Source organism: Polaribacter irgensii 23-P, from assembly GCF_000153225.1.
GTDB lineage: Bacteria > Bacteroidota > Bacteroidia > Flavobacteriales > Flavobacteriaceae > Polaribacter > Polaribacter irgensii.
The window spans coordinates 898,277-924,702 of sequence record NZ_CH724148.1; the positions used below are offsets into that span (position 1 = coordinate 898,277).

22 protein-coding genes are annotated in these 26,426 nt (G+C 34.4%); 16 read left to right on the forward strand and 6 right to left on the reverse strand.

Annotated elements, in window-relative coordinates:
- Positions 1 to 107: 107 nt before the first annotated feature.
- Complete coding sequence (gene rseP, locus PI23P_RS03995; protein WP_004569456.1) at positions 108 to 1,454, reverse strand: RIP metalloprotease RseP; 1,347 nt, start codon at positions 1,452 to 1,454, stop codon at positions 108 to 110.
- A gap of 169 nt (positions 1,455 to 1,623) precedes the next feature.
- Between rseP and PI23P_RS04000 the strand changes: the two genes are divergently transcribed.
- The 7 genes from PI23P_RS04000 (at position 1,624) to PI23P_RS04030 (ending at position 11,604) form a co-directional block, all read left to right on the forward strand.
- Positions 1,624 to 2,304 carry an SCO family protein gene (locus PI23P_RS04000; protein WP_004569457.1) on the forward strand — a complete coding sequence of 227 codons (681 nt, stop codon included), beginning with the start codon at positions 1,624 to 1,626 and terminating at the stop codon, positions 2,302 to 2,304.
- A 52-nt stretch (positions 2,305 to 2,356) separates the two neighbouring features.
- Positions 2,357 to 2,587 carry a FeoA family protein gene (locus tag PI23P_RS04005; RefSeq protein WP_004569458.1) on the forward strand — a complete coding sequence of 77 codons (231 nt, stop codon included), beginning with the start codon at positions 2,357 to 2,359 and terminating at the stop codon, positions 2,585 to 2,587.
- A complete protein-coding gene (gene feoB, locus PI23P_RS04010; RefSeq protein ID WP_004569459.1) occupies positions 2,587 to 4,695 on the forward strand; it encodes a ferrous iron transport protein B in 2,109 nt (702 codons plus the stop codon). Before PI23P_RS04005 ends, feoB begins: the two co-directional genes overlap by 1 nt.
- A 188-nt stretch (positions 4,696 to 4,883) precedes the next feature.
- Positions 4,884 to 5,432, forward strand: a complete 549-nt coding sequence (locus PI23P_RS04015; protein WP_004569460.1) for a DUF2911 domain-containing protein — start codon at positions 4,884 to 4,886, stop codon at positions 5,430 to 5,432.
- A 136-nt stretch (positions 5,433 to 5,568) separates the two neighbouring features.
- On the forward strand, positions 5,569 to 8,922 hold the full coding sequence (locus tag PI23P_RS04020) for a leucine--tRNA ligase (protein WP_004569461.1): 3,354 nt from the start codon (positions 5,569 to 5,571) through the stop codon (positions 8,920 to 8,922).
- 413 nt (positions 8,923 to 9,335) lie between these two features.
- On the forward strand, positions 9,336 to 10,745 hold the full coding sequence (locus PI23P_RS04025; RefSeq protein ID WP_004569463.1) for a sensor histidine kinase: 1,410 nt from the start codon (positions 9,336 to 9,338) through the stop codon (positions 10,743 to 10,745).
- 76 nt (positions 10,746 to 10,821) lie between these two features.
- Entirely contained in the window at positions 10,822 to 11,604 is a 783-nt protein-coding gene (locus tag PI23P_RS04030) for an enoyl-CoA hydratase/isomerase family protein (RefSeq protein ID WP_004569464.1), read from the forward strand.
- A 78-nt stretch (positions 11,605 to 11,682) separates the two neighbouring features.
- Here PI23P_RS04030 and PI23P_RS04035 read toward each other — a convergent pair whose 3' ends face one another.
- Complete coding sequence (locus PI23P_RS04035) at positions 11,683 to 12,270, reverse strand: hypothetical protein (RefSeq protein ID WP_004569465.1); 588 nt, start codon at positions 12,268 to 12,270, stop codon at positions 11,683 to 11,685.
- Between the two features lie 208 nt (positions 12,271 to 12,478).
- Between PI23P_RS04035 and PI23P_RS04040 the strand changes: the two genes are divergently transcribed.
- A complete protein-coding gene (locus PI23P_RS04040) occupies positions 12,479 to 13,342 on the forward strand; it encodes an AraC family transcriptional regulator (RefSeq protein ID WP_004569466.1) in 864 nt (287 codons plus the stop codon).
- A 25-nt stretch (positions 13,343 to 13,367) separates the two neighbouring features.
- A complete protein-coding gene (locus PI23P_RS12660; RefSeq protein ID WP_018941880.1) occupies positions 13,368 to 13,541 on the forward strand; it encodes a hypothetical protein in 174 nt (57 codons plus the stop codon).
- Between the two features lie 48 nt (positions 13,542 to 13,589).
- On the opposite strand, the gene PI23P_RS04045 is transcribed toward PI23P_RS12660, so the two are convergent.
- The 3 genes from PI23P_RS04045 to PI23P_RS04055 all read right to left on the reverse strand — a co-directional run bounded on the left by PI23P_RS04045 (position 13,590) and on the right by PI23P_RS04055 (position 14,973).
- On the reverse strand, positions 13,590 to 14,249 hold the full coding sequence (locus PI23P_RS04045; protein ID WP_004569468.1) for an HD domain-containing protein: 660 nt from the start codon (positions 14,247 to 14,249) through the stop codon (positions 13,590 to 13,592).
- On the reverse strand, positions 14,249 to 14,443 hold the full coding sequence (locus PI23P_RS04050) for a hypothetical protein (protein WP_238299971.1): 195 nt from the start codon (positions 14,441 to 14,443) through the stop codon (positions 14,249 to 14,251). Before PI23P_RS04050 ends, PI23P_RS04045 begins: the two co-directional genes overlap by 1 nt.
- A gap of 119 nt (positions 14,444 to 14,562) precedes the next feature.
- On the reverse strand, positions 14,563 to 14,973 hold the full coding sequence (locus PI23P_RS04055) for a BrxA/BrxB family bacilliredoxin (RefSeq protein ID WP_004569470.1): 411 nt from the start codon (positions 14,971 to 14,973) through the stop codon (positions 14,563 to 14,565).
- A gap of 344 nt (positions 14,974 to 15,317) precedes the next feature.
- On the opposite strand from PI23P_RS04055, the gene PI23P_RS04060 reads away from it, so the two are divergent.
- The 5 genes from PI23P_RS04060 to PI23P_RS04075 all read left to right on the forward strand — a co-directional run bounded on the left by PI23P_RS04060 (position 15,318) and on the right by PI23P_RS04075 (position 20,871).
- On the forward strand, positions 15,318 to 16,076 hold the full coding sequence (locus PI23P_RS04060) for a TerB family tellurite resistance protein (protein WP_004569471.1): 759 nt from the start codon (positions 15,318 to 15,320) through the stop codon (positions 16,074 to 16,076).
- A 120-nt stretch (positions 16,077 to 16,196) separates the two neighbouring features.
- Positions 16,197 to 19,604, forward strand: a complete 3,408-nt coding sequence (gene ileS / locus PI23P_RS04065) for an isoleucine--tRNA ligase (protein ID WP_004569472.1) — start codon at positions 16,197 to 16,199, stop codon at positions 19,602 to 19,604.
- Between the two features lie 4 nt (positions 19,605 to 19,608).
- The gene (locus tag PI23P_RS04070) at positions 19,609 to 19,986 is read left to right on the forward strand and encodes a TraR/DksA family transcriptional regulator (RefSeq protein ID WP_004569473.1); all 378 of its coding nucleotides are present in this window, start codon (positions 19,609 to 19,611) and stop codon (positions 19,984 to 19,986) included.
- A gap of 47 nt (positions 19,987 to 20,033) precedes the next feature.
- Positions 20,034 to 20,210 (forward strand): hypothetical protein, encoded by a 177-nt coding sequence (locus PI23P_RS12665; protein ID WP_004569474.1) that lies wholly within the window; start codon positions 20,034 to 20,036, stop codon positions 20,208 to 20,210.
- 43 nt (positions 20,211 to 20,253) lie between these two features.
- The gene (locus tag PI23P_RS04075) at positions 20,254 to 20,871 is read left to right on the forward strand and encodes a lipoprotein signal peptidase (protein WP_004569475.1); all 618 of its coding nucleotides are present in this window, start codon (positions 20,254 to 20,256) and stop codon (positions 20,869 to 20,871) included.
- 41 nt (positions 20,872 to 20,912) lie between these two features.
- Here the strand turns inward: PI23P_RS04075 and PI23P_RS04080 are convergent, their stop codons facing one another.
- On the reverse strand, positions 20,913 to 21,569 hold the full coding sequence (locus PI23P_RS04080; protein WP_004569476.1) for a response regulator transcription factor: 657 nt from the start codon (positions 21,567 to 21,569) through the stop codon (positions 20,913 to 20,915).
- Between the two features lie 807 nt (positions 21,570 to 22,376).
- Here PI23P_RS04080 and uvrC point away from each other — a divergent pair.
- Entirely contained in the window at positions 22,377 to 24,173 is a 1,797-nt protein-coding gene (uvrC, locus tag PI23P_RS04090; RefSeq protein WP_004569479.1) for an excinuclease ABC subunit UvrC, read from the forward strand.
- The gene (locus tag PI23P_RS04095) at positions 24,170 to 26,368 is read left to right on the forward strand and encodes a patatin-like phospholipase family protein (protein WP_004569480.1); all 2,199 of its coding nucleotides are present in this window, start codon (positions 24,170 to 24,172) and stop codon (positions 26,366 to 26,368) included. Before uvrC ends, PI23P_RS04095 begins: the two co-directional genes overlap by 4 nt.
- Positions 26,369 to 26,426: the final 58 nt, after the last annotated feature.

Sequence of the window (26,426 nt, forward strand, 5' to 3'; positions counted from 1 at the left end):
AATGTAATACACGATATGCTTGGTTTCCTTACATCAATTGTTCTTTAAAAATGTAAAACTAGCGGCACAATTAATATTTGTGCCGTTAGTTTTTGTAGCATTCCTATTTAATTAAAAAGTCTGAAAATATCATTTCCGTTTGCAAAAAGTAATAGGGTTATTAATAGAACAAAGCCAACCACCTGCGCATATTCTAGAAACTTATCTCCTGGCTTTCTACCGGTAATCATTTCCCAAAGCGTAAAAACTACATGTCCACCGTCTAATGCTGGAATTGGTAATAAGTTCATAAAACCAAGTACAATTGATAAGAAGGCAGTAATGTTCCAGAAAGATTCTGCGCTCCATTCTTCAGGAAAAACACTTCCAATAGAGATAAAGCCACCCAGGCCTTTATAGGCTCCGGTGCTGGGGTTAAAGATCTTTTTTAATTGCTTTGCGTAATCAGTAAGGGTTTTCCAAGATTTATTTAAACCTGCAGGCACTGCCTCTGCAAACGAATATTCATTATCCGCTAATTTGTAATAGCCTAATTTCTCTAAATCACTAAAAGGTAATTGTAAAGTAGCAACACCTAATTTTCCGTCATCTGTAATTTTTACAAGAATTTCTTTTATTTTGTCACCTCTTTTTACGGTCACCTGAATCTCTTGATTTTTAAAGATATTCAATTGCGCCTTTGCTTCATCAAAATATTTTATTGCATTTCCATTGATCGCGACAACGATATCTTTTGTTTGTAAATCGGACCCCTTGTTTGGAGAGTCTTCAGAAACTGCAGCAATGACGAAAGGGTATCTCGGAGCTAAAAAAGCACCCGCTTCTTTTCCACGATCCATCAATTGGGAGATAAAATCTTCTGGAATTTCTTTGTCTATTACTTGGCCATCTCTTTCAATTTGATATCTATTTCCATTGATAAACTCTAAGGAAAGGCTTCCAAATTTTTTCACCTTTTCACCGTCAACGGTTAATACTTTGTCTCCAGTCTGTAAGCCTAAATTTTCTGCAAGCTTATTGGTAACCCAAATACCATCTTTTACATTTTCATTGGGTAAATAGCGCTCACCATAGACCCACATTAACATGACATAAATAAAGATTCCCAAAACGAAGTTTACAAAAACGCCACCAAGCATGATAATAAGCCTTTGCCAAGCTGGTTTTGAGCGAAACTCCCAAGGTTGTGGAGGTAAAGCCATTTGCTCAGTATCCATACTTTCATCGATCATTCCAGAGATTTTCACATAACCTCCTAAAGGAATCCAACCAATACCATATACGGTGTCTCCAATTTTTTTCTTAAATATTGAAAACTTATAATCGAAAAAGAGGTAGAATTTTTCTACTTTAATTTTAAATAATTTTGCAGGGATAAAGTGTCCCAGTTCGTGTAAAACAATGAGCAAAGATAAACTTAGTATAAACTGAGAAGCTTTTATTAATATTTCCATTCGAGGTCTAATCTTAATTAAAAAAGGAACAAATGTACAATTTTCAAGAGAGTTGTAAAAGAACTATTGTTCCTTGCTTTTTATTTTAACAAAGATTTTGGGTACGTATTATTTTTGTTTGCTTCTCTCGGGTATTATTAAGTCGTATTTTTGTAGAAAAAAGACGATTATGGAGTCAAAGTTCTTTAGAAAATCACTTCCCACATTTATTTTTTTAGTCATTTTTTCAGCGGTGGTCATCCCTATTTTTTACAATTTATTAAAAGTAGAGACCAAGTTGAAAGTATACAGTCCAGCAGATGTAAACCCGAGGTTGGTAGATTTTTCAGTGAAACACATTACAAAAGACCATACCATTGCAGATTTTAAACTAAGCAATCAGAACGGAGAAATTATTACGAATAAAACGTATGCCAATAAAATTTATGTCGCAGATTTCTTTTTTACACGCTGTCAAAGCATTTGTATTGCAATGGCCTATAATATGAGTGAATTGCAAGACTTTTATAAAAATGACGCCGATATCATGTTTCTTTCCCATTCTGTAACCCCTGTGATGGATAGTGTTTCTGTATTAAAGGACTATGCCGAGAGAAAGGGTGTTGTGGATGGCAAGTGGAATGTTACTACAGGGTCTAAAAAACATATTTATGAGTTGGCAAGGAAAAGTTATTTTGCGGTATTAGATGAAGGAAACGGGGATGAAGATGATTTTATTCATACAGAACAATTTGTGTTGGTAGACAAAGAGAGACGCATCCGTGGTTATTATGATGGTACTGAAAAAGAGGACATGGTAAAGTTGAAGAAAGATATTGCGTTGTTGAAGGATGAATATGCTTCTAAATAAGCTGTTTAGAATCATTCTAAATGATTATCTTTGGCCTTCAAAATAAAAAAAATTGAGCACAATTGCATCTTTACGTATTGGCGAAATGGGATATATTTCTGAAGAGTCTTTAGACGTGATTCCTTTAAAGTTGTTAGAAATGGGGTGTTTGCCAGGAGCGGAAGTGCGGCTGGTTCAGATAGCACCGCTAAAAGATCCTTTGTACATTTGTGTGAACGGAAGTCACTTGGCGATTAGGAAGGAAACTGCGGCACAAATAAAAATTCTAAAAGTAAATTTGTAATGTTTAAAAACAATATCAAAGTCGCTTTAATTGGAAACCCAAATACGGGGAAAACTTCACTCTTTAACCAATTAACTGGGCTAACTCAAAAAGTTGGCAATTACCCTGGAGTAACGGTAGATAAAAAAGAAGGTACCTGTAGACTTTCTGCAACACAAAACGCCATTATAACAGATTTACCTGGAACATATAGTATCAACCCTACTTCTGTAGACGAGAGCATTGTTTTAAAAACATTACTTAAAAAAGATATTAAAGAGTCTCCAGATGTTATTTTAGTTGTTGCAGATGTAGAAAACTTAAAGAGGAATTTACTGTTATTTTCTCAAATTAAAGATTTAGAAATTCCAACTGTCTTGGCTATAAATATGGTAGACCAAATGAGTAGAAAAGGAATTTCTATAGATTTAACGGCATTAAAAGAAGAGTTAAATACAGAAGTTGTTTTAATCAGTGCTCGAAAAAATAGAGGAATTGACGCCGTAAAAGATGCAATCATAAAGTGTCATATTGCGGCGAAAGCGTCCCCTATGTGCGACAATAAAAAGATAGATCCTGCATATTTTGATCAGTTAAAAGCAATCAACCCAAACTATAGTTTGTACGAGTTGTGGTTAATGGTCACTCAGAAAAACTTCCCAGAGGGGATTTCAAAAGAAGAAAAGGAGCAACTTCTTTCTTTTAATAAAGATGTTTCTAAATTAAGGAGATATCAACACAAAGAAACCATTTATAGATATCAAGAAATAAATAAAGTTTTAAAGAAAACCTATATTGTTGATAAAAGTAAGGCAACGGATGTTCGGTCAAAGTTAGATAAAATATTTACGCATAAAATTTTTGGGTATTTTATTTTTTTGCTTGTGTTACTACTTATTTTTCAGGCAATTTTCGATTGGTCTTCGCTGCCAATGGATTTGATTGACACTACGTTTGCACAGTTGTCAGATTTTGCGCGAAGCAATTTACCCGCAGGGGTGCTCTCTGATTTAATTGTGGAAGGAATTATTCCAGGTATTGGCGGCGTTATTATTTTCATTCCACAGATTGCAATTTTGTTTTTGTTTATTGCGGTGTTAGAGGAAACTGGATATATGAGTCGTGTTGTTTTTTTAATGGATAAGATTATGCGCCGATTTGGAATGAATGGGAAGTCGGTAATTCCTTTGATTTCTGGAACAGCTTGCGCAATCCCAGCCATTATGGCAACAAGAACGATTTCTAGTTGGAAAGAGCGGCTCATTACTATTTTAGTAGTTCCTTTCACTACTTGCTCTGCAAGATTACCGGTATATGCGATTTTAATTTCATTGATAATTCCAGAGACAAAAATATTTGGTTTTTATAATTTGCAGGCGTTTACGCTGTTAATGCTGTATGCTTTAGGTTTTGTAACGGCTATTTTAGCTGCGTATATACTGCAGAAAACATTAAAAACAGAAAGCAATTCTTTCTTTGTGGTAGAAATGCCTAATTACAAACTCCCTTCTGTAAAAAATGTACTTTTTGATGTTTTAGAAAAAACAAAAGCATTTGTTTTAGGTGCAGGAAAAATTATTTTAGCACTTTCTGTTGTTTTGTGGTTTTTAGCTTCTAATGGTCCAGAATCCTATAAGGATGCTAAAAAAAATACGATATCGAAAGCTGAAAATTCCAATGTAAGTCCTGATGAGCTTTTGCAAAAAATAGCTTCAGCAAAGTTAGAGAACTCGTATATCGGTATTATGGGGAAATCTATAGCGCCCGTAATCAAGCCGCTTGGTTATGATTGGAAAATTGGAATTGCTTTAATTACTTCTTTTGCTGCGCGGGAGGTTTTTGTTGGTACCTTAGCAACTATCTATAGTGTGGGATCAGATGATGAAAATACCACAACAATTAAAGAAAAAATGCGTTCAGAAGTAAATCCAGCAACAGGTGAAAAAATATTTAATTTTCCCGCAGGGATGTCTTTACTTGTTTTTTATGCGTTCGCTATGCAGTGTATGGCAACTTTAGCGATTGTAAAAAGAGAAACTAAAACATGGAAATGGCCTTTAATTCAGCTTTTTGGAATGACTGGATTGGCTTATGTTTGTTCATTAATAGTATTTCAAATTCTTAAATAATGCAAGAAATATTCGTTTATATATTATTGACTTTTGCCTCCTTTTTTCTGGTAAAGAAATACCTGTTTCCATCGAAGTCAAAAGGAAGCTGTAATAAAGGTTGTGATTGTCATTAGGAGTCTACACAAATTTAATATAATTTTCTAACAGTGATTTTATTGTTAGAAGCACTTTAAAAACAAAAAACAATGAAAAGAGTCAATTTAGCCGTTATTATTTTTACAATTTTACTAGTAAGTACCACCCACACTTTTTCACAAAAATGGAAAAAAATGGATGCAAGTCCAATGGATGCTGCAACTTTCCCAGATAATTATAGAATTTCAGACAAGGTTTTAAAGGTTGTTTATGGTCGCCCGCAATTGAAAGGGAGAGACTTAACGAAGCTTGCGCCGCTAGATAAAGTTTGGAGAACAGGAGCCAATGAAGCTGCAGAGATTACATTTTATAAAGATGTGCTTTTTGGTGGGAAAGAGGTAAAGTCTGGAACCTATTCTTTGTTTACAATTCCATCAGCAGAGGACTGGATTGTTATTTTAAGTACAGCGAGAAATGTTTGGGGACATTATAGTTACAAACAAGAAGAGGATGTTGTAAGGGTAGTAGGAGCTGTCTCTTCTTCAACAGAAAACATAGAAGCTTTTTCGATGCTTTTCGATGAGGATATGACCTTAAAAATGGGTTGGGCGAATACTGTTATTTCTGTACCGATCACGCTAATGGGTTTAAAAGAGTAACGCTTTTAAGAACACAGAAATTAACTTTTAAGAGAGGCTTTCAAAACAATTTGAAAGCCTCTCTTATTTTAAATTAAATCAACTTTTCACTTAGAAAGAATAAACGTAAATTTGCGGCTTAATCAAGTATATAGAAATGCAATACAACCATCAAGAAATAGAAGAAAAATGGCAAAAATTTTGGGCAGAAAATCAAACTTTTAAAGCTGAAAATAATTCTAAAAAGCCAAAGTATTACGTGTTAGATATGTTTCCTTATCCAAGTGGGGCGGGGTTACATGTTGGGCATCCTTTGGGTTATATTGCAAGCGATATTTATGCACGTTACAAACGTCACAAAGGTTTTAATGTATTGCATCCTCAAGGATACGATTCTTTTGGTTTGCCAGCAGAACAGTATGCGATTCAAACGGGTCAGCATCCAGCAAAAACTACGGAAGCAAATATTGCAACGTATAGAAAACAATTAGATAAAATTGGTTTTTCTTTTGATTGGAGCAGAGAAGTTCGCACTTCAAATCCTGAATACTATAAATGGACACAGTGGATTTTTACTGAGCTTTTTAATTCTTGGTATAACAGAGACACAGAAAAGGCGGAAGACATTGCTACGCTAGAAAAAACATTCAATATTTCGGGGAATACTGCAGTAAATGCAGTTTCCGATGAAGGCATACTTCTTTTTTCTGCAGTAGAATGGCAGGCGTTTTCAAAGACAACACAAGAAGAGATTCTGCTGCAATATCGACTGACATATTTATCGGATACAGAGGTGAATTGGTGTCCTGGTTTAGGAACCGTTTTAGCAAATGATGAAATTGTAAACGGAGTTTCAGAGCGAGGAAGCCATCCGGTGGTGCGTAAAAAAATGACTCAATGGTCTATGCGAATCTCTGCATATGCACAACGTTTGTTAGATGGATTAGAGACCATTGATTGGCCGCAGCCCTTGAAGGATTCTCAAACCAATTGGATTGGGAGAAGTCAGGGAGCAATGGTGTCTTTTCAGGTTGCGAACGGAGTTGAAAAAACAACTGCTGAAATAAAGTTGTCATACAAAGAATTAGAGTCTTTAAAAGTGTTGAGACAAAATTTATCAAAGGCAGAAACCGTGCTTTGGGATGAATTAAAAAATAAAAAAGGAGCTGCAAAGTTTAGAAAAAAATACACAATAGGTTCTTTTCTTGTTGACTATGTTTGTTTGGCAAAGAATATTATTGTTGATTTTTCTGGTAAAGAAGACGAGGCAGCAAGAACTACTTATTTTGCAAATGAAGGTTTTAATGTGGTTCGTTTTTCAAACGAAGCCGTTATTGAAAATGTACTTCAGGTAGTTTCTAAAATTAATGCAGCAATTCAATTTCCAAAGGCGATTGAAAAATCAGCTACAATAGCAGCGGTTAAACTTGTAGCGGATCCGTTTAAGATAGATGTATTTACAACAAGACCAGATACTATTTTTGGTGTTTCATTTATGACATTAGCTCCAGAACACGAGTTGGTGTCTAAAATTACGACCGCTGCTCAAAAAGGAGCGATTGAAACCTATATCAAAGCAACTGCAAAAAGATCTGAGCGCGATCGAATGGCAGACGTAAAAACCATTTCTGGTGCTTTTACAGGGGCTTATGCAATCCATCCTTTTTCGGGAGCGAAAGTCCAAATTTGGATTGGGGATTACGTTTTAGCAAACTATGGTACAGGGGCTGTGATGGCAGTTCCATGTGGAGATCAGCGAGATTACGATTTTGCAAAACACTTTGACATTCCAATTCCTAATATTTTTGAAAATGTAGATATTTCTGAGGCTGCGCATGCAGGTAAGGATGGAACAAAAATTGCAAATTCAGATTTTTTAAGTGGATTAAAATATAAGAAAGCGATAAAATTAGCCATTTTTGAAATGGAGAAGCGCGGTTTTGGTTATGGAAAAATAAACTACCGTTTGCGGGATGCTGTTTTTAGCAGACAACGGTACTGGGGAGAACCATTTCCCGTCTATTATAAAGACGGAATGCCTCAAATGATCGACGTGAAATATTTGCCAGTTGTGCTGCCAGAAGTAGAGAAATACTTACCTACTGAAGACGGGAAGCCACCTTTAGGAAATGCAATTGCTTGGGCATGGGATTCTAGAGCGAAGAAAGTTGTGGGGAATGAGAAACTTAAAAATAAAACTGTATACCCTTTAGAATTGAATACAATGCCAGGGTGGGCAGGAAGTTCGTGGTATTTTAACAGGTACATGGATGCTACAAATACAGGAGCTTTTGCAAGTAAAGAATCTTTAGAGTATTGGAAAGAAGTAGATTTATATATCGGAGGTTCTGAACACGCAACAGGGCACTTATTATATGCGCGTTTTTGGCAAAAGTTTTTGTTCGACAAAGGGATAGTGCCTGTTGACGAGTTTGCTAAAAAGTTGATCAATCAAGGAATGATTTTAGGAACCTCTGCGTTTGTTTACAGAGCAACGGCTTTTGTTAAAAATGGCTGTTCTACAGAAAAATCCAATGATGATGTTTTGGATAAAATACCAACAGTGCTTGTTTCTAAAAATTTATTTAATTCTGACGATGAGTTTGAAGCAGTTGTTAAAAATTATTTATTAGATAAAGGGTTTTTGAATCCAAATTTTGCAGATTTAGTAATGCTGGTAAAGACTCCAATTCATGTAGATGTGTCTTTGGTAAATGCATCCGATGACTTGGCGATTGAAGCCTTTAAAAATCATGCTTTAAATACAGAATATAAAAATGCCGAGTTTATTTTAGAAGCGGGTGTTTACAAGGTAGGGCGCGAGGTAGAAAAAATGTCTAAATCGAAATACAATGTGGTAAATCCCGATGATATTGTTGCCGAATACGGTGCAGATGCATTGCGTTTGTTCGAAATGTTTTTAGGCCCACTAGAGCAAGCGAAACCTTGGAAAACTTCAGGGATTTCTGGAGTGTACTCTTTTTTAAAGAAGTTGTGGAAACTTTATTTTAACGAAGCTGTTTTTGAGGTTTCAAAAGAGAAAGCAACAAAAGAGGAGCTTAAGGTTTTACACAAAACAATTAAGAAAGTTCAAGAAGATATTGAGAGTTTTTCTTTCAATACATCGGTGTCTACTTTTATGATAGCTGTAAATGAGCTCACTGCTTTAAAGTGTAATAAGCGGTCTATTTTAGAGCCGTTATTGTTATTATTATCTCCATATGCGCCTCATATTTCAGAAGAACTGTGGCGAAAATTAGGGAACAAGGAGTCTATTTCTGCAGCAGATTTCCCTGTGTTTGATGCAAAACACCTGGTAGAAAGCACAAAAAACTACCCCATTTCTTTTAATGGGAAAATGCGTTTTACGTTAGAACTTTCTTTAGATTTGTCAAAAGAGGAGATCGAAAAGACGGTTTTGGAACATGAAAAAACAATTGCGCAATTAGCGGGTGCATCACTTAAAAAGGTAATTATTGTTCCAGGTAAAATTATAAATATTGTTGCATGAGAATCATAGCACTGCAAAGTGCTTTTTTTTCTTGCACTTGGCGTGAGAAAGCAGCGTTCTGTAGAAGAGAAGCTTTTTTCCATCCTTGTACTATAGGTTTGTAGGCGTTCATACTAAGAGTATAAAGTGGATGATGTCTGTGAAGAAACTTTAGGTACCTGATACATAAATTTACATCTTAACACTTTCGTGAAAATCGCATACAAACCAAAAGAGGGAAGTGTTGAAATTTCTTTTTTTTGAAACAGACTTGATAAGAAGAGAATTGCAGATATAAGGCGTTTAAAAGTAAAACTTGCGGCGTTACTTGTAATGGCTTTCTTATTTGGGTACCTTTAGCTAAATAATAAAAGAAGAAAATTACTTTGAGCCGTTTTAAAAATATTTCCTTAAAAATTCGTATTTTTTTATCCATGATATTGTTGGTGCTGTTGGCATCTGTTTTAATTCTGGTGGTCACCGTGTATCAATACGATGAGCAGACAAAAGATTATAATATCCAGCGGTTTGAGCGTAAAGAAGCGATCTCTATAAAGACGATTGAATTAGAGCTTGCGAATAAGACAATATATGTAGCAAATACCGAAAATTTAGCAAAGATTTTTCAAAATAGAATTTATGAAATATCTTCTATAAATAAGTTAAATATTAGTCTTTACAATTTAGAGGGTACCTTGTTAAAAACTTCTTTTGGGAACGCTTTCGAAAAAATTGATAAAGTAGCTTTAACGGAGTATATCGTTTCTGAGTTATTGCAAAATTCCAACCATCGAATTTTAAAAAACAAACAAGTTGATGGCACGAGTTATCAAACTTCATACTCCTACATAAAGGACGCTAAATTTAAAAGAATTGGTATTTTAGAGTTACAATTTACTCAAGACAACACCGAAATTGAGCAAGAACTTGAAGAATTTATGTACCGTTTAGGGGTGGTTTATTTGTTGATGTTCTTGTTGGCAATTTCAATTGCTTATTTTTTGTCAAGTTATATCACACGTTCTATAAAAATAATTTCAGATAAAATGCAACTGACACGTTTAAATGAACAAAACGAAAAAATTATTTTAGTAGAGGCCAGCTCAGAAATTAAGATTTTAGTAGATGCCTATAACAATATGATCGATCAGCTAGAAGAAAGTGCTGCGAGATTGGCAAAAAGTGAGCGAGAACAGGCCTGGAGAGAAATGGCAAAACAAGTAGCGCATGAAATTAAAAACCCGCTTACACCAATGCGCTTAACGGTTCAAAATTTTGAGCGAAAATTTGATCCAACAGACGAAAATATAAAAGGTAAACTGGCAGAGTATAGCCAGACTTTAATTCAACAGATAGATGTAATGAGTTCTATTGCTTCTGCTTTCTCAGATTTCGCAATCATGCCAATTCAGAAAAAAGAGAAAATTGAAATTATAAGTGTTGTGAAATTAGCATTGGATATTTTTAACGATAAATCGGTACGATATCAAACCGAGGAACATGAATTGTATGCTTTTTTAGACAAAACACAATTAATTAGGGTGGTAACAAATTTAGTTAAGAATGCACTTCAGGCCACAGAAAATGAAGAAAGTCCGTTTGTAAATGTAGATGTATTTTCTGAAGGGGATGCCATAAAAATAATTGTTTCAGATAATGGAAAAGGGGTTGCTAGTGAGGTAAAGGATTTAATCTTTGAGCCTAAATTTACCACAAAAACGAGTGGGATGGGTTTAGGCTTGCCAATGATTAAAAATATTATAGAAGCGTATGATGGTGAAATTTATTTTACCTCTACAGAAGGTTATGGGACTGTTTTTACCGTAGTCTTACCAAAAAAATAAGGAGATCATAGTACAAGATTTGGGAATTTATAAAGCTGGGTTTTGGTTTATAGGAATAATTTTAAATAAATAAAAAATGAATTTTGAGAATATTTTAGTTGAAAAAACTACAGGATTGGCTCGAATTACAATCAACAGGCCAAAAAAGTTAAATGCATTAAATAAGGCAACTATTGCAGAATTGCACATCGCTTTTGATCGTTTAGAAAGTGATTTGAATATAAAATCAATAATTTTAACAGGTAGTGGAGAAAAAGCTTTTGTTGCGGGTGCAGACATTTCCGAGTTTTCAAACTTTTCTATTGAAGAAGGAAAACAATTAGCACGTGAAGGGCAAGAAAAATTATTTAATTTTATTGAGCAGTTGGCAACACCCGTAATTGCAGCAATTAATGGTTTTGCTTTGGGTGGAGGTTTGGAATTAGCAATGGCTTGTCACTTTAGAGTTGCTTCAGAGAATGCAAAAATGGGTCTACCAGAAGTTTCTCTTGGGGTAATTCCTGGGTACGGAGGCACACAGCGGTTGCCACAATTAGTAGGTAAAGGAAAAGCAATGGAGATGATTATGACTGCAGGAATGATTTCAGCTGAAGATGCAAAAGATTGTGGGTTGGTAAACCATGTAACCACTTTAGAGGAGCTATTGCCTTTGGCAGAGAAAATTGCAAGTAAAATATCAAGGAATTCTGCTATCGCAATTAGTGCAGCGATTATGGCAATCAATGCAAATTTTAAAGAGGGTGTAGATGGTTTTGACGCAGAAATTGAAGCTTTTGGGATCTGCTTTGGTACCGGGGACTTTAAAGAAGGAACGCGCGCTTTTTTAGAAAAAAGAAAGCCTATTTTTCCAGGAAATTAAAACGCAAAAAAAAGCGAGCTAAACAAGCTCGCTTTTTTAAATATTTTTTGTGTTGATTTATAAGAAAATTTTATATCCTTAAAAGATATTAAAGTTTTTTGTATAGTTTTTGTCATCACAATGCATCACAACGCTGTAGTTTCCTTTTTCTTTTTTAGATAATTTATAAACTCTTTTCAATAGAGTATCACTATTTGTTATCGTTTCAGAAAATATTAGATCATTGTTATAATAGAGATTTATTTTAACAGTCTTCTTTTCAAAACTTAATTTAGAAATTAAGATCAGATCTTTTTCATTTCTAATTACGGGTTTAAAAATTGTTTTCTCTTTTCCAAAGGTAATATCTCCCTTAAGTACAGAAAATGATTTTATAATAATTTCGAAATCTTTCTCTAGTTCTGTTGTATAATTTCCCTCCTTTAGTGAAGACAAATCAAAGATGCGTGCAAAACTTCCAGATTTTTTAATTTCTCCACTATAAATTATGGCTCCTTTTTCATTTTTAATAGATATAAGTTCCCCTTTTTTTACAGTTTTAAATTCAACCTTTATTTTTCTTTCTTTCAAAAGACTAAAACGGGTATCGTTTTCATTTGCATGACCTATCAATGTTCCGAACATTAATGTCGCGATTATCAGATACTTTTTAATGGATGTTTTCATGGTTTTATTTTAAGGGTTATCAACAACATAAAATTAGCCTAGAATTCAGTTTATAAAAACACCTAAATTGACGAGTATATGTGCTAAATTATCACATTACTTAGAGTTAAATTATCGTTAAGTTAAAATAGCATATAATAAAGTTAATTTTATATATTTTATTACTTTGTAGTATTGTAATTTTGCAGTAAATGCTCCGCAAATGAAAATGAAACCAACATTAGAAAAAGTTACACCAAGTTTTGGTAGTTCTTTGTTAGTTAAGAAACACGTTCAATTTTTAAAAACAAATAAAGCTTTTTGGCATTTTCATCCAGAAATTGAAATTGTATATGTGAATAAAGGAAAAGGAAAAAGACATATTGGCAATCATATCAGTTATTTTAACAACAGTCAATTAATTTTAATAGGTTCAAACTTGCCACATTTAGGTTTTATGGATCGCTTAACTACCAATGGTTCTGAAACATTAATACAGTTTACTCCAGAGTTTTTGGGGATAGATTTCTTTAAAATTCCCGAGATGTTGGCAATTAGCAACCTCTTTGAACGGGCGAAAAAAGGCATTCGGTTTAATATTGAAATAAAGCGAAGAATTGGAGCTAAAATCGAAGAGCTTGTGGAGTTGGAGGGCCCAAGTAGGATTATCTCTTTTTTACACATTTTAAAGGAGTTGGCACAGACAGATGATTATACAATTTTAAATGCGGATGGTTTTGCTTTTGAGACTCAGCCGCAAGATAGCGGTAAGATTGATTTAATTTTTAAACATATAAATGAGAATTTTAAGCAACATATAAGTTTAGATGAAATTGCCAATTTGGTAAGTATGACCGTTCCGGCTTTTTGTCGTTTTTTTAAAAAGACAACTTCAAAAACATTTACAAAGCTGGTAAATGAATACCGGGTAGTGCATGCCACTAAGTTGTTGACGGAAAGTAATATGAGTATTACCGATATTTGTTTTGAGTGTGGTTTTAATAATTTTTCTCACTTTAATAAATTGTTCAAAGAATTTACAGGGAATCCCGCATCAAAGTATAGAAGTCAAATGTTAAACCTTGTTCAATAAATACAAATTCCAAAAAACGAAAACTATGAGCGATAAGATTGAGGATGCACTGAGCTACTATAGGTTTAAAAGTTCAGAAATACACAATTATATGAATGCAAGCACAAATCTAACGGTAGATGAAATTGTAGAGAAGGCAGCAGAGCTTTCTGCTCTTGAGTTTAAAATTACTGCGCTTGAGGCAGCGAATGATAATTAAAAAGAAGAGGCCGTTTTGGCATTAGGAAAGAAAATGTTGTTTTTAGTCTTACTTTACTCCATTCCATTCACCATAAAATTGCTGGAGGTATACTTCCATGAAATCGTGTCTTTGCGCAGCAATCTTTGTTCCAGAAGTCGTATTCATTTGGTTTTTTAATAATAGTAACTTTTCATAAAAATGATTAATTGTTGGTGTTGTAGATTTTTTGTAGGCATCTTTTGTCATCTCTAAATTTGGAAGTATTTCAGGATCATATAACGTTCTGTTTTTGAATCCCCCATAATTAAAACAGCGTGCAATGCCAATAGCACCGATGGCGTCTAACCTGTCTGCATCTTGCACAATCTTTAGTTCTATGGAAGAAAATTTTTTAGCATCTTTTTCAAAAGAGTTTTTAAAAGAGATGTGTTTTATAATATTTACAACATGGGTGATAATCAAAGTATCCACCTCTTGTTCTTTTAGAAATTGAGTAGCTATTTTTGGACCAACAGTTTCATCACCATTATAAAACTTAGGGTCTGCAATGTCATGTAAAAGTGCCCCTAAGGAAACGATAAAAGCATCTGCTTTTTCATCTTTAGAAATTAAAACAGCATTTTTAAAAACACGTTCTATATGAAACCAGTCGTGTCCTCCTTCTGCATCCTTTAGTTCTCTTTTTACAAAGTTAATGGTAGCGGAAATGATTTTTTCTTTGTTCATCACTCTTTTTTTTGTGCTAATTCTTTTTCTATTTTTTTTAATTCTATAAACATGTAAACACCCATTGGAATAAAAAATAATGGCAGAAAAGTATGAAAAGAAATTCCTTTTTCCAGTGTAGAAAATACGGCAAAAACAACCATTGAAATAAGTATTACGCTTTTTACAGCGAACATTATTTTTTGATTTTTCAATTTTTTTAATAATTCTACTTTGGTATAGGTGGATAAAGCCATGATGTTAATTTTAGTAAAAATAAAAAATCCACTCTAATTAGAGTGGATTTTTTAAAAAGTATTTATTTGAGATGCTACTAACAAAACTCATCATACGCTTGCGCTAGGTTCTGAGCAATCATCTGTGCAGATCTACCTTCAATATGATGGCGCTCTAACATATGAACTAGATTCCCGTCTTTGAACAATGCAATTGCAGGTGAAGATGGAGGAAATGGTATCATAAACTCTCTTGCTTTTTGTGTAGATTCTTTCTCTACACCTGCAAAAACAGTTGTTAGGTTTGTAGGTGTTTTTTCAGCTCCTAAAGAAGCAATTGCTCCCGGTCTTGCAGTACCAGCAGCACAGCCACAAACTGAATTTACCATTACCAATGTTGTTCCTTCTTTAGCAATTGCGTTATCAACGTCCTCACTAGTATATAATGCCTTAAAACCTGCGTTAATTAACTCATCTCGCATTGGTTTTACTAATTCTTCTGGATACATATTTTCTAAATTTAAAATACAAAGGTACTAATAAGTTCAAGAAAAGTCAACTTTATAGAAATACTTGTATCAATAGAAATATCAATAAAACTTATAGAGATCTTGATTTTATTAACCCTTGTTTTTTTTGGTAATTTTATATCTGAATAGAATGATCCTGAGAGCTGACTAATTTAACTCGCAACGGCTTTAACCTTAATCTAGGAATATGAAATATTTTTCTTTGGTAATGAATACAGACAATAAGCTAGAAGCTAGTCTTTTAATCCTTTATGTAAAGCAGACGATTTTAAGCTTTGCAATACCAAAACGTGTATCTTTGTTTCCTTTAAAAATAAAGAGGTATGGCAAGTTTCACAAAATGGTTAGGAGCGGGATTAGGGTTTACATTTGGAGGTCCAATAGGAGCAGCATTGGGTTTTGCAATTGGTAGTTTTGTAGGAGGGTTATCGAATAATGATCTAAGCGAAGAACAACGGGCTTATCAGCAAAGAGTTGGTAGCGACGCAAATGCGACAAACACACAATCGGTAGATTTTGAAATGAGCTTATTGGTTCTTGCCGCTATTGTTATCAAGTCTGATGGGAAGGTAGATCAAAAAGAGTTGGATTTTGTGCGCATACAATTTATAGGTATGTATGGAGAAGAACGGGCGAACAATGCCTTTAAGCTTTTTAAAGGAATTGTAAAGAAAGAAATTTCAGCACGTCAGGTGTGTTTGCAGATACGAACGAATATGCCACACGCCTCGCGTTTACAGTTGTTACACTTCTTGTTTGGCATTGCTAAGGCAGATGGGTTTGTTGCGGAAAGTGAAATTGAAGAAATACGAAAAATAGCTGGATATCTTTATATAAATGAGCGCGATTACAGCTCTATAAAAGCCATGTTTCACGATGCCTCTGAGAGCGCATACCAAATTTTAGAGATCACAAAAGAGGCTTCTAATGAAGAGGTTAAAAAAGCGTACCGTAAGATGGTAAAAAAATACCATCCTGATAAGTTACAAGATTTGGGTGAAGAGCATTTGAAAGGAGCCAATGAAAAATTTCAAAGTATTCAAACGGCTAACGATAGAATTAAAAAAGAAAGAGGAATTTAAAGCGCCTTTTAATGCCCTCCTTTCTCTACTTTTTATTTCTTGCAGTAACTTCTTGTAACACAAACTCAAAAAATCACAAGAAATTGATTAATTTCGCCTTCTTATAAGAAAAGACAGATAATGAGCGCGAAATTTCCTGAATATAAAGGCCTTGACTTACCAAAAGTTGCAGAAGAAATTCTAAATTATTGGGAAGAGAACAACATATTTGAAAAAAGTGTCACAACAAGAGAGGGTGCAGAACCGTATGTTTTCTTTGAAGGGCCTCCTTCCGCAAACGGACTCCCGGGAGTACACCACGTTTTAGCACGCGCAATAAAAGATATTTTTCCACGCTACAAGACAATGAAAGGTTACCAAGTAAAGCGTAAAGCAGGCTGGGACACGCATGGTTTGCCAATAGAATTGGGAGTAGAAAAAGAATTGGGTATTACGAAGGAAGATATTGGGAACAAGATTTCTGTTGAAGATTACAATGCAGCCTGTAGGAAAGCAGTGATGCGGTATACAGATATTTGGAACGATTTGACTCAGAAAATGGGTTATTGGGTAGATATGGAAGACCCATATATTACCTATGAGCCTAAATATATGGAATCTGTTTGGTGGCTATTAAAAGAAATTTACAATAAAAAATTAATTTACAAAGGTTATACAATTCAGCCGTATTCGCCAAAAGCAGGAACTGGATTGAGTTCTCACGAATTAAATCAGCCAGGAACGTATCAAGATGTAACGGATACCACGGTTGTTGCGCAATTTAAAGCGATAGAAAACACCCTTCCAGCATTTTTAAAAAACGAGGGAACTGTGTATTTCATTGCATGGACAACCACTCCTTGGACCTTGCCAAGTAATACAGCACTCACAGTAGGGCCTAAAATTGAATATGCGTTAGTAGACACTTTCAATCAATATACATTTGAACCTTCAAAAGTAATTTTAGCTAAAAAACTAGTTGGAAAACAATTTGCAGGTAAAAATAACTTTCAAGTAGAAGATGCATCCGCTTTAAAGGATTATCAGGCTGGAGATAAGAAAATTCCTTTTTACATTGTAAAAGATTTTATTGGTAAAGATTTAGTGGGTATTAAATATGAACAACTCTTAGACTATTGTCTTCCGAATGACAATCCAAAAGACGCTTTCAGAGTGATTTCTGGAGATTTTGTGACAACGGAAGATGGAACTGGAATTGTGCACACAGCTCCTACTTTTGGTGCAGATGACGCAATCGTTTGTAAACAGGCAACACCAGAAATTCCACCAATGCTGGTGAAAGACGAAAATGATAATTTAGTTCCGTTAGTAAATTTACAAGGAAAGTTTAGGCCAGAAATGGGCGAATTTGCTGGTAAATATGTAAAGAACGAGTATTACAATGAGGGTGAGGCTCCTGAAAGGTCTATAGATGTTGAGTTGGCCATTAAATTAAAAATAGAAAATAAAGCCTTTAAGGTTGAAAAATATAAGCACAGTTATCCGAATTGTTGGAGAACAGACAAGCCTATTTTATACTATCCTTTAGACTCTTGGTTTATCAAAGTTACAGAGGTAAAAGACAGAATGCATTCCTTGAATAAAACCATAAACTGGAAACCAGAATCTACAGGGACTGGACGTTTTGGAAACTGGTTAGCAAATGCGAACGATTGGAATTTATCCCGTTCTAGATACTGGGGGATTCCTCTACCAATATGGAGAACAGAGGATGGTAAAGAAGAAATTTGTATTGGTTCTGTAAAAGAGTTGAAAGCAGAGATGTCAAAAGCAGTGGAAGCTGGCGTTTTAGCAGCAGATATTTTTGAAGACTTCGAAGTTGGAAATATGTCTGAAGAAAATTATGCGAAAATAGATTTACATAAAAATATTGTAGATAAAATTGTTTTGGTATCCGCATCTGGGCAACCAATGAAACGTGAAAATGACTTGATTGATGTTTGGTTTGACTCAGGGTCTATGCCTTATGCACAGTGGCATTATCCTTTTGAAAACAAAGAAAAAATTGATAGTAACGAATCTTTTCCTGCAGATTTTATTGCGGAGGGCGTAGATCAAACGCGTGGGTGGTTTTATACTTTGCATGCAATTGCAACAATGGTTTTTGATTCGGTAGCTTATAAGAATGTTGTTTCTAATGGATTAGTTTTAGATAAGAATGGGCATAAAATGTCCAAACGTCTTGGAAATGCTACGGATCCTTTTACAACATTAGCAACCTACGGTGCAGACGCTACCCGTTGGTATATGATATCAAATGCAAACCCTTGGGATAATTTAAAATTTGATTTGGAGGGTATTGAAGAGGTAAAACGAAAGTTTTTTGGAACTTTATACAATACGTATTCATTTTTTACTTTGTATACAAATATTGATGGTTTTTCTTATAAAGAAGCAGACGTTCCTCTAGAGGAAAGACCAGAATTAGATCGTTGGGTTTTATCAGAACTGCACACGTTAATTCATAAAGTAGATACGTTCTACTCAGAATACGAGCCCACAAGGGCGGCAAGAGCAATTTCAGATTTTACGCAAGATTATTTAAGTAATTGGTATGTTCGATTGAGCAGAAGGCGGTTTTGGAAAGGGGACTACCAAGCGGATAAAATTTCTGCCTATCAAACATTGTATATCTGTATGAATACAATTGCTAAATTAGCGGCGCCTATTGCACCCTTTTTTATGGATCGATTGTATCAAGATTTAAACTCGGTAACAAAAAAAGAAGCGTCAGAAAGTATTCATTTGTCTGATTTTCCTGTTTACAATGAAAGTTTTGTGGATAAAAATTTAGAGCGAAAAATGGAAAGCGCGCAAACAATAGCGTCTTTGGTGTTGTCTTTAAGAGCAAAAGAAAAAATAAAAGTAAGACAGCCACTTCAAAAAATAATGATTCCTGTGGATACCGAGGAACAAAAAGAGGCAATCTTGGCGGTGCAAGAATTAATTAAGAATGAGGTAAATATTAAGGAAATTGAGATTTTAGAAGACGCTTCAGAAATTTTAATCAAGCAAATAAAGCCAAACTTTAAAACACTTGGGCCAAAGTTTGGCAAAGACATGCGTTTTATTGCAGCAGCAGTAAAAAATTTCACTCCAGAAGAGATTAGTAAAATTGAAAAAGATAAAAGCATTTTGCTCGATATTAACGGGAAAAATATTACTTTAGAACTTTCAGATGTAGAAATATCATCGAAAGATATTGAAGGTTGGTTGGTTGCAAATGAAGGTTCGATAACGGTCGCTTTAGATGTGACCATAACAGAAGATTTACGCAAAGAAGGAGTGGCTAGAGAATTGGTGAACAGAATACAAAATGCACGTAAAGATACGGGCTTGGAAGTAACTGATAAAATCAAGTTAACAGTCTTGAATTTTGAAAATCTACAACAGTCTATTTCAGAGAATAAAGCATACATTATGAGTGAAACACTTACCGAAGAATTGGTGTTTGTAGACGAATTAAGCAATGGTACAGAAATTGAATTTGACACCATTAAAAGCAAAATATTAATAGAAAAAGTTTAAGAATATGTCAGAGGTCAAATTAAGATATTCGGATGAAGATCTTCAAGAGTTTAAAGGAATTATAGACAAGAAAATAGAAAGAGCACAGTCAGATTTGGCATTGTTGCAAAGCGCCTATAAGAACGATGCAAATAACGGGACAGAAGATACTTCACCTTCTTTTAAGTCTTTTGACGAAGGTTCTGACGTGATGAGTAAAGAGGCCAACGTACAATTGGCAATTCGACAAGAAAAGTTTATCAGAGACCTTAGAAATGCGCTAATGCGCATTGAAAATAAAACATATGGCTTTTGTAGAGTTACACGTAAGTTAATTCAAAAAGAGCGCTTAATTTTAGTTCCGCACGCTACTTTAAGTATTGAAGCAAAGCGCAAACAATAACAGTTTAGAAAGCTTCCATTCGGAAGCTTTTTTACGTTAAACAAAGAATGGCAAAAGGTATTCAGTTCCGAAATACTTTAAAAAAGACAGCTCCAAGAAGCTCTATTTTGGTACTGTTTCCAGAGTGGGTATTGATTTCTTTCGAAAGAAAGATTAAAATCTATGCATCTAAAAAATTATCAATTTTTACGGAAAATGGGAATATATTTTTAACTGGAGAATAAACGCAATAATAGTGCTATTTTTGTCGCTATAAATTCGAAATAAATGTCTAAAAAGAAGCTGGCAATTCTTACCATAATTACTGCAATACTCTTAGATCAAGTGATAAAAGTATATGTAAAGACACATTATGCTTTGGGAGACGGAATTGAGGTTTTTAGTTGGTTTCAAATCCATTTTACTGAGAACAATGGAATGGCAATGGGGTTTGAATTTGGAGGGAAAGCAGGGAAGCTTTTTTTAACTTTATTTAGATTGGTTGCAGTATCAGCTATTATTTATTGGCTTGTAGGGATGTTAAAACGCAACGTACACAACGCCGTAATTGTAGCCATCTCTTTGATTTTTTCTGGGGCAGTTGGAAATATTATAGACTCAATTTTCTATGGTGTTCTTTTTGACGCATCCAATCACAGCGTTGCAACCTTATTTTCAGACACTCCTTACGGCACTTTATTTCACGGGAAAGTAGTAGATATGTTCTATTTTCCAATGTGGCAGGGAAATTTGCCGGAATGGATTCCTTTTATTGGAGGAGATTTCTTTACTTTTTTTCAATATATATTTAATCCTGCAGACGCCTTTATAAGCATTGGCGTTGCCTTGCTATTTATATATAGCAAACAAGCGTTTCCTAAAGAAGAGGAAGTATTAAAAGAATAGTTGTAACCTCAGTAAAAGATCTTTTTTACGAAAGGCCTGTTTTAAATTTTAATCAAACTTTTTTCTATTCCGTAAAGGACGAGACCTGCGATGTTTCTAGACTGTGTTTTTAGTAATAAGTTATTTCTATGACCATCCACTGTTCTCGGGCTAATAAAAAGCTTGTCAGCTACTTCAGAGGTGGTGTGTTGTGCACAAATAAGCGCTAAAACGTCAATTTCTCTTTTAGACAGTTGTGTGTGTGCTATTTTATTTAGGTCTCTTTTAGGGATTTTATGCGTTGCAGACTGCGTTTGTATTTCTTTTTCGTTGCAGAAAGTACTTTTTGTGTACGCTTCATTTATGGTGCGAATAAGTGTTTCAGGACTTGTGTTTTTAAGCAGGCAAGAAGAAATTCCTGCTCCTAACATATTTGAAATAACAGTACCACTTAGTGCGCTTGTTAATGCAATTATTTTTGCATTTGGAAGTGTTCTGTGAATTTCTTCAATTGCGGTGATGCCTTCTCTTTTAGGGATTCTTAAATCCAAAAGAATAATGTCTGGAATGCTTTTTGATTTTTGTAAAACAGCCAGTAGCTTTTTACCGTTTTCAGCTTCAGAAATAACATTAAAGTTGCTTTCTTTATTTAGTAAACTTCGAATTCCACTGCGAAAAAGTCTTTCGTGGTGGGCAATAACAATGTGAATAGTGTTCATAGATTTGGGGGATTTATGATACGATTGATTTTAAAATAGCATGTTTTTGTATTAAAAAGGTACGGTTAGTTTTAAAAAATAACCCGTTTTTTTTGCGGCGAGGCCTGGTCGTTTTAAGTTTATACTAAAGTTTATAAAACTTATAATGTGGTGATTATTCTTTAATAAAGCTGTAGGTAGAGAGCGGTTAATTTCTGCAAAGAGCTGCAACAAAGTGTTTATTGCAGGCAGAGACCTTGTTCGGTTTTTTTTAATAAAGAGTTTTTCCATTGGGGGTGGTAAATACAATTCAAATATAGAAAAAATAGTATGATTTTAGAGAATTAAGAAGATATTTTATTGTTTGTGAGTATTTTAAGTGACAACAGGTTGTCTTTTCCTTTTAATGTCTGTTTATAAAAGAAGTAAATATCGTAGTATCGACAGCAGTTTTATTTTTTTGTATTGGGTACTGAAAGTTTGTTTAGACGCACAACAGGCCTATATATTAAAAACTTCTCAAACTTCTTTTTAGGATCAAAAAAAGGCAAACCTCCCTTACATGAATATTTTAAAATGCATTAGGTTTTTGATAAAAGTTTAATAAAAAACGAGGTGGATTTAAATCCCTGTTTGATAACTTGGATAGCGGGATGTTTTGTTGGAACTACAAAAGGGATCAAAAAAATATTTTAATTACTTTTTTTAACTAGAAAGGCAAAAAAGAAAAGTCAGAAAAATCTTCAGAAAGGGATCGCATTTTTTTTGCTTAAAATAACGATTCCCTATCCTATCTTAAAAGAGCTACAATTTGCTTAAATTCGCAGTATGACTCCATCTTTAGAACTCCAAATAAAAACCTTACCAAATGAACCCGGTGTATATCAATATTTTGATAAAAATGAAGTTATTATTTACATCGGGAAAGCGAAGAACTTAAAGAAAAGAGTTGGTTCCTATTTTTCTAAGACCCATGAAAATGGTAAAACCAAAGTATTAGTCACAAAAATTGTCAGCATAAAACACATTGTCGTTGAGACAGAAACGGATGCTTTGTTATTAGAAAATAACCTTATAAAAAAGCACAAACCACGATACAATATTTTATTAAAAGACGATAAAACGTATCCTTGGATCTGCATAAAAAAAGAACGCTTCCCCAGAATTTTTATGACGCGAAGGGTTATCAAAGATGGTTCAGAGTATTTTGGTCCTTTTACTTCTATAAAGACGGTAAGAGTGTTGTTAGATCTTATCAAGGAATTGTATCCACTAAGAACCTGTAATTTTGATTTAAGTTATCAAAATGTGAGTGAGGGCAAACACAAAGTATGTTTAGAATATCATTTAAAAAATTGCAAAGGAGCTTGTGAAGGTTTAGAAACTGAAAGTCACTATAATAATTCCATTAAAGAAATTCGGAACATTATCAAGGGTAACTTTAAAGAGAGTCTTGATAAGTTTCAAGAAATGATGTTTCTTTTTGCGGAAAAAATGGAATTTGAAGAAGCACAAAAAATTAAAGAGAAACTAAATCTTTTAGGCAATTACCAGTCAAAAAGCACCATTATAAATCCCGCGATAAACAACGTAGATGTTTTTTCTATAATTTCCGATGAAACCCATGGCTATGCTAATTTTTTAAAGATTTCCAATGGTGCGATTATTCAGTCGCATACCACAGAGATAAAGAAAAAATTGGCTGAAACAGATAAGGAGTTATTAGAGCTTTTCATTGTTGAAGTAAGGCAGCGTTTTAATTCGATCTCTCCTGAGATTTATACGCCTTTTAAAGTAGATGTTGGCGAAAGTTTAAAAGTAACGGTTCCAATATTAGGCGACAAAAAACGCATTGTCGAACTTTCGGAAAGAAATGCAAAATACTATAAATTAGAACAGTTAAAACAAGTTCAAATTGTAGATCCCGACAGGCATGTAAAAAGAATCATGGCACAAATGAAAAAGGATTTACGACTTACTGTAGAGCCTCGACATATTGAATGTTTTGATAATTCTAACATTCAAGGAACGCATCCTGTTGCTGCTTGTGTTGTGTTCAAAGACGGGAAGCCGAGTAAAAAAGAATACAGACATTACAATATAAAAACAGTGGTGGGTCCAGATGATTTTGGTTCTATGGAGGAAGTTGTTTTCAGGCGTTACAAGCGATTGTTGGAGGAAAAGCAGCCCTTGCCTCAATTGATTATTGTAGACGGTGGAAAAGGACAGTTGTCTTCCGGTTTAAAAAGTTTAGAACTTTTGGGCTTGCGAGGTAAAATAGCGATTATCGGAATTGCAAAAAGACTCGAAGAGATTTATTACCCAGACGATCCGATTCCTTTATATTTAGATAAAAAATCAGAAACTTTAAAGATTACACAATATTTAAGAAACGAAGCGCACCGATTTGGAATTACATTCCACAGAAATAAGCGCAGTAAAACAGCCGTAAAGTCAGAGTTAGAAGAAATTCCGAATGTTGGGGTGCAAACAATTACAACATTATTGCGTAAATTCAAGTCTGCGAAGCGCGTTAAAGAGGCCTCTTTAGAGGATTTAAAAGTTGAAATTGGGCACGCGAGAGCAATGAAAGTCTATGATTACTATCATAAAAAACCCGTATGAAATTTAAAATAACCATTCTCTTTTTCCTTTTTGCTTTGGGAGCTTCTTCACAAAAGAAGCAGCCTAAAGTAGGGCTAGTCTTAAGTGGTGGTGGTGCAAAAGGATTTGCGCATATTGGTGTTTTAAAGGAAATTGACAAGGCAGGTTTGCAACTGGATTATATTGGAGGTACGAGCATGGGGGCTATCATTGGCGGACTCTATGCTGTCGGGTATTCTGGAAACCAGATAGAAGAGATAATGCTAAATACCAACTTTTTAGCTTTGTTACGGGATAAATTGCCAAGAAAAGCAGAAACTTTTTTTGAGAAAGAGTACGGAGAGAAAACGTTTTTTACACTGCCGGTAGATAAGGGTAAAATTGGACTTCCAAGGGCCATTTCTACAGGACAAAACGTATTGAACTTTTTGTTAGAATTATTTGACACTACAGAAGCTTACCAAGACTTTTCGAAACTTCCAATTCCTTTTTTTTGTATTGCCACTGATTTAGAAAACGGTGCTCCTGTGCTCTTAGAAGAAGGTTCTTTGCCTCTGGCACTAAGGGCAAGTGGGTCATTTCCATCACTTTTAAATCCAGTAGCCATTGATGGCAAACTACTAACAGATGGCGGAATTGCCAATAATTTACCTGCAAGTGTCATGAAAGACAAAGGGGTGGATATTGTAATCGGGGTGAATGTAGAAGGAAAGTTATTTCAAAAAGAAAAATTAAATTCTGTTGTGTCAGTGCTCAATCAAATTATGAGCTATCCAATGTATCGCAATACAGACGAGGAAATAAAAAAATTAGATGTTTATATTCATCCAGAAATATACAAGTATACAGTAGTCGATTTTGATAAGAAAGCTCAAATTTTAGAGAAAGGGGTGGTTGCAGCAAAAAAATTTACCGCCGTTTTTGAAGAAATTGCCATGCGGCAAGTTGAAAAAAAGCGCCGTAAAATGAAGATATTTCCCATTAAAAAATTATTGATATCTGAAATTGGTGTCCAAGGCATTCAAAATTACACGCGGGCGTATATTCTAGGAAAGCTTAAAATGAAAGTAGGAGATCGTCTTTCTAGGAAAGAGATAACGGCAAAAATACATTCGCTGTCCGCAACAAGGAACTACAACCGTATCGAATACTATTTAAGTGAAAACGTACATGGAAGTTACCGATTAGATTTCAAGGTAAAAGAAGCCAATGAGAGTGCAAACTTGAAATTGGGAGTGCGCTATGATTTATTGTATAAATCTAGTATTTTGGCAACTTACAGTCAGAAACACCTCTTTAAAAAAAATGATTTGTTATCTGTAGATATGATTTTAGGTGACAATATAAGATACAATTTAAATTATTTTGTAGACAACGGTTTTTATATCAGCTATGGCTTTAGATCGAGATACAATCACTTTAGAACCAACTCTAAGTTCAATCAAGTCTCTGATTTGCCAAAGGTAAATAGCATCAACCTTGGGTATTCAGACATTACCAATCAAGCTTTTTTCCAGACGACCTATAGCAGGAAATTTGCTTTGGGTATTGGGATAGAACATAAATGGATTAGAGCTTCTACCGCTACTTTAGCCGCTACAACGGCACCTGTAACAATTATAGACGAAAATAATTATTGGAGTGCTTTTGGGTATTTGAAATTAGACACCTATGATAAAAAGTATTTTCCCACAAAAGGGTATTTTGCCGATTTTAATTTTAAGTGGTATACTGCATCTTCTCAGAATAATAACAGGTTTAAGATGTTTTCTCAGGTGCGAGGGACGCTTGGTTTTGCAACTACTTTCGTGGACAGGCTTACGTTTCAAAACACGAATGAGATAGGTTTTACTATTGAAAATCCAGCGTCTAATCTATTTGATTTTTATCTCGGTGGATACAATCAGAACTATATAAACACTTTTGTATCTTTTTATGGATATGAGTTTGCGGAATTGTCTAACAGCTCTTTTATAAAGTCGCAATTTGATTTGAGATATAAGTTGGGCACTGCACACTATTTTTCATTCATTGCAAACTATGCGCGGTTAGAAAACAACGTCTTTGAAGACTTACAGCTATTTGACAATATAAAGTCTGGGTATGCGGTAGGTTATAGTTACAACTCTTTTATTGGGCCTATAGAGTTAAAATATAGTTGGACACCCGATAATAAAAAAGGTTTTTGGTTGTTCAATTTAGGCTTTTGGTTTTAAGCATAAAAAAACCATGAAGTTGTCCATGGTTTTTTTTAAAAGTGTGTGGCTTTAAATT

Excerpts from the sequence above, each read along its gene's own strand:
- PI23P_RS04015 (WP_004569460.1), top strand. The coding sequence starts at position 4,884 with ATGAAAAGAGTCAATTTAGCCGTTATTATTTTTACAATTTTACTAGTA.
- PI23P_RS12665 (WP_004569474.1), top strand. The coding sequence starts at position 20,034 with ATGGCAAAAGGTATTCAGTTCCGAAATACTTTAAAAAAGACAGCTCCA.
- PI23P_RS04020 (WP_004569461.1), top strand. The coding sequence starts at position 5,569 with ATGCAATACAACCATCAAGAAATAGAAGAAAAATGGCAAAAATTTTGG.
- PI23P_RS04035 (WP_004569465.1), bottom strand. The coding sequence starts at position 12,270 with ATGAAAACATCCATTAAAAAGTATCTGATAATCGCGACATTAATGTTC.
- ileS (WP_004569472.1), top strand. The coding sequence starts at position 16,197 with ATGAGCGCGAAATTTCCTGAATATAAAGGCCTTGACTTACCAAAAGTT.
- rseP (WP_004569456.1), bottom strand. The coding sequence starts at position 1,454 with ATGGAAATATTAATAAAAGCTTCTCAGTTTATACTAAGTTTATCTTTG.
- PI23P_RS04075 (WP_004569475.1), top strand. The coding sequence starts at position 20,254 with ATGTCTAAAAAGAAGCTGGCAATTCTTACCATAATTACTGCAATACTC.
- PI23P_RS04080 (WP_004569476.1), bottom strand. The coding sequence starts at position 21,569 with ATGAACACTATTCACATTGTTATTGCCCACCACGAAAGACTTTTTCGC.
- PI23P_RS12660 (WP_018941880.1), top strand. The coding sequence starts at position 13,368 with ATGAGCGATAAGATTGAGGATGCACTGAGCTACTATAGGTTTAAAAGT.
- PI23P_RS04095 (WP_004569480.1), top strand. The coding sequence starts at position 24,170 with ATGAAATTTAAAATAACCATTCTCTTTTTCCTTTTTGCTTTGGGAGCT.
- PI23P_RS04055 (WP_004569470.1), bottom strand. The coding sequence starts at position 14,973 with ATGTATCCAGAAGAATTAGTAAAACCAATGCGAGATGAGTTAATTAAC.
- PI23P_RS04000 (WP_004569457.1), top strand. The coding sequence starts at position 1,624 with ATGGAGTCAAAGTTCTTTAGAAAATCACTTCCCACATTTATTTTTTTA.
- PI23P_RS04030 (WP_004569464.1), top strand. The coding sequence starts at position 10,822 with ATGAATTTTGAGAATATTTTAGTTGAAAAAACTACAGGATTGGCTCGA.
- PI23P_RS04045 (WP_004569468.1), bottom strand. The coding sequence starts at position 14,249 with ATGAACAAAGAAAAAATCATTTCCGCTACCATTAACTTTGTAAAAAGA.
- PI23P_RS04025 (WP_004569463.1), top strand. The coding sequence starts at position 9,336 with ATGATATTGTTGGTGCTGTTGGCATCTGTTTTAATTCTGGTGGTCACC.
- PI23P_RS04060 (WP_004569471.1), top strand. The coding sequence starts at position 15,318 with ATGGCAAGTTTCACAAAATGGTTAGGAGCGGGATTAGGGTTTACATTT.
- uvrC (WP_004569479.1), top strand. The coding sequence starts at position 22,377 with ATGACTCCATCTTTAGAACTCCAAATAAAAACCTTACCAAATGAACCC.
- PI23P_RS04040 (WP_004569466.1), top strand. The coding sequence starts at position 12,479 with ATGAAACCAACATTAGAAAAAGTTACACCAAGTTTTGGTAGTTCTTTG.
- feoB (WP_004569459.1), top strand. The coding sequence starts at position 2,587 with ATGTTTAAAAACAATATCAAAGTCGCTTTAATTGGAAACCCAAATACG.
- PI23P_RS04070 (WP_004569473.1), top strand. The coding sequence starts at position 19,609 with ATGTCAGAGGTCAAATTAAGATATTCGGATGAAGATCTTCAAGAGTTT.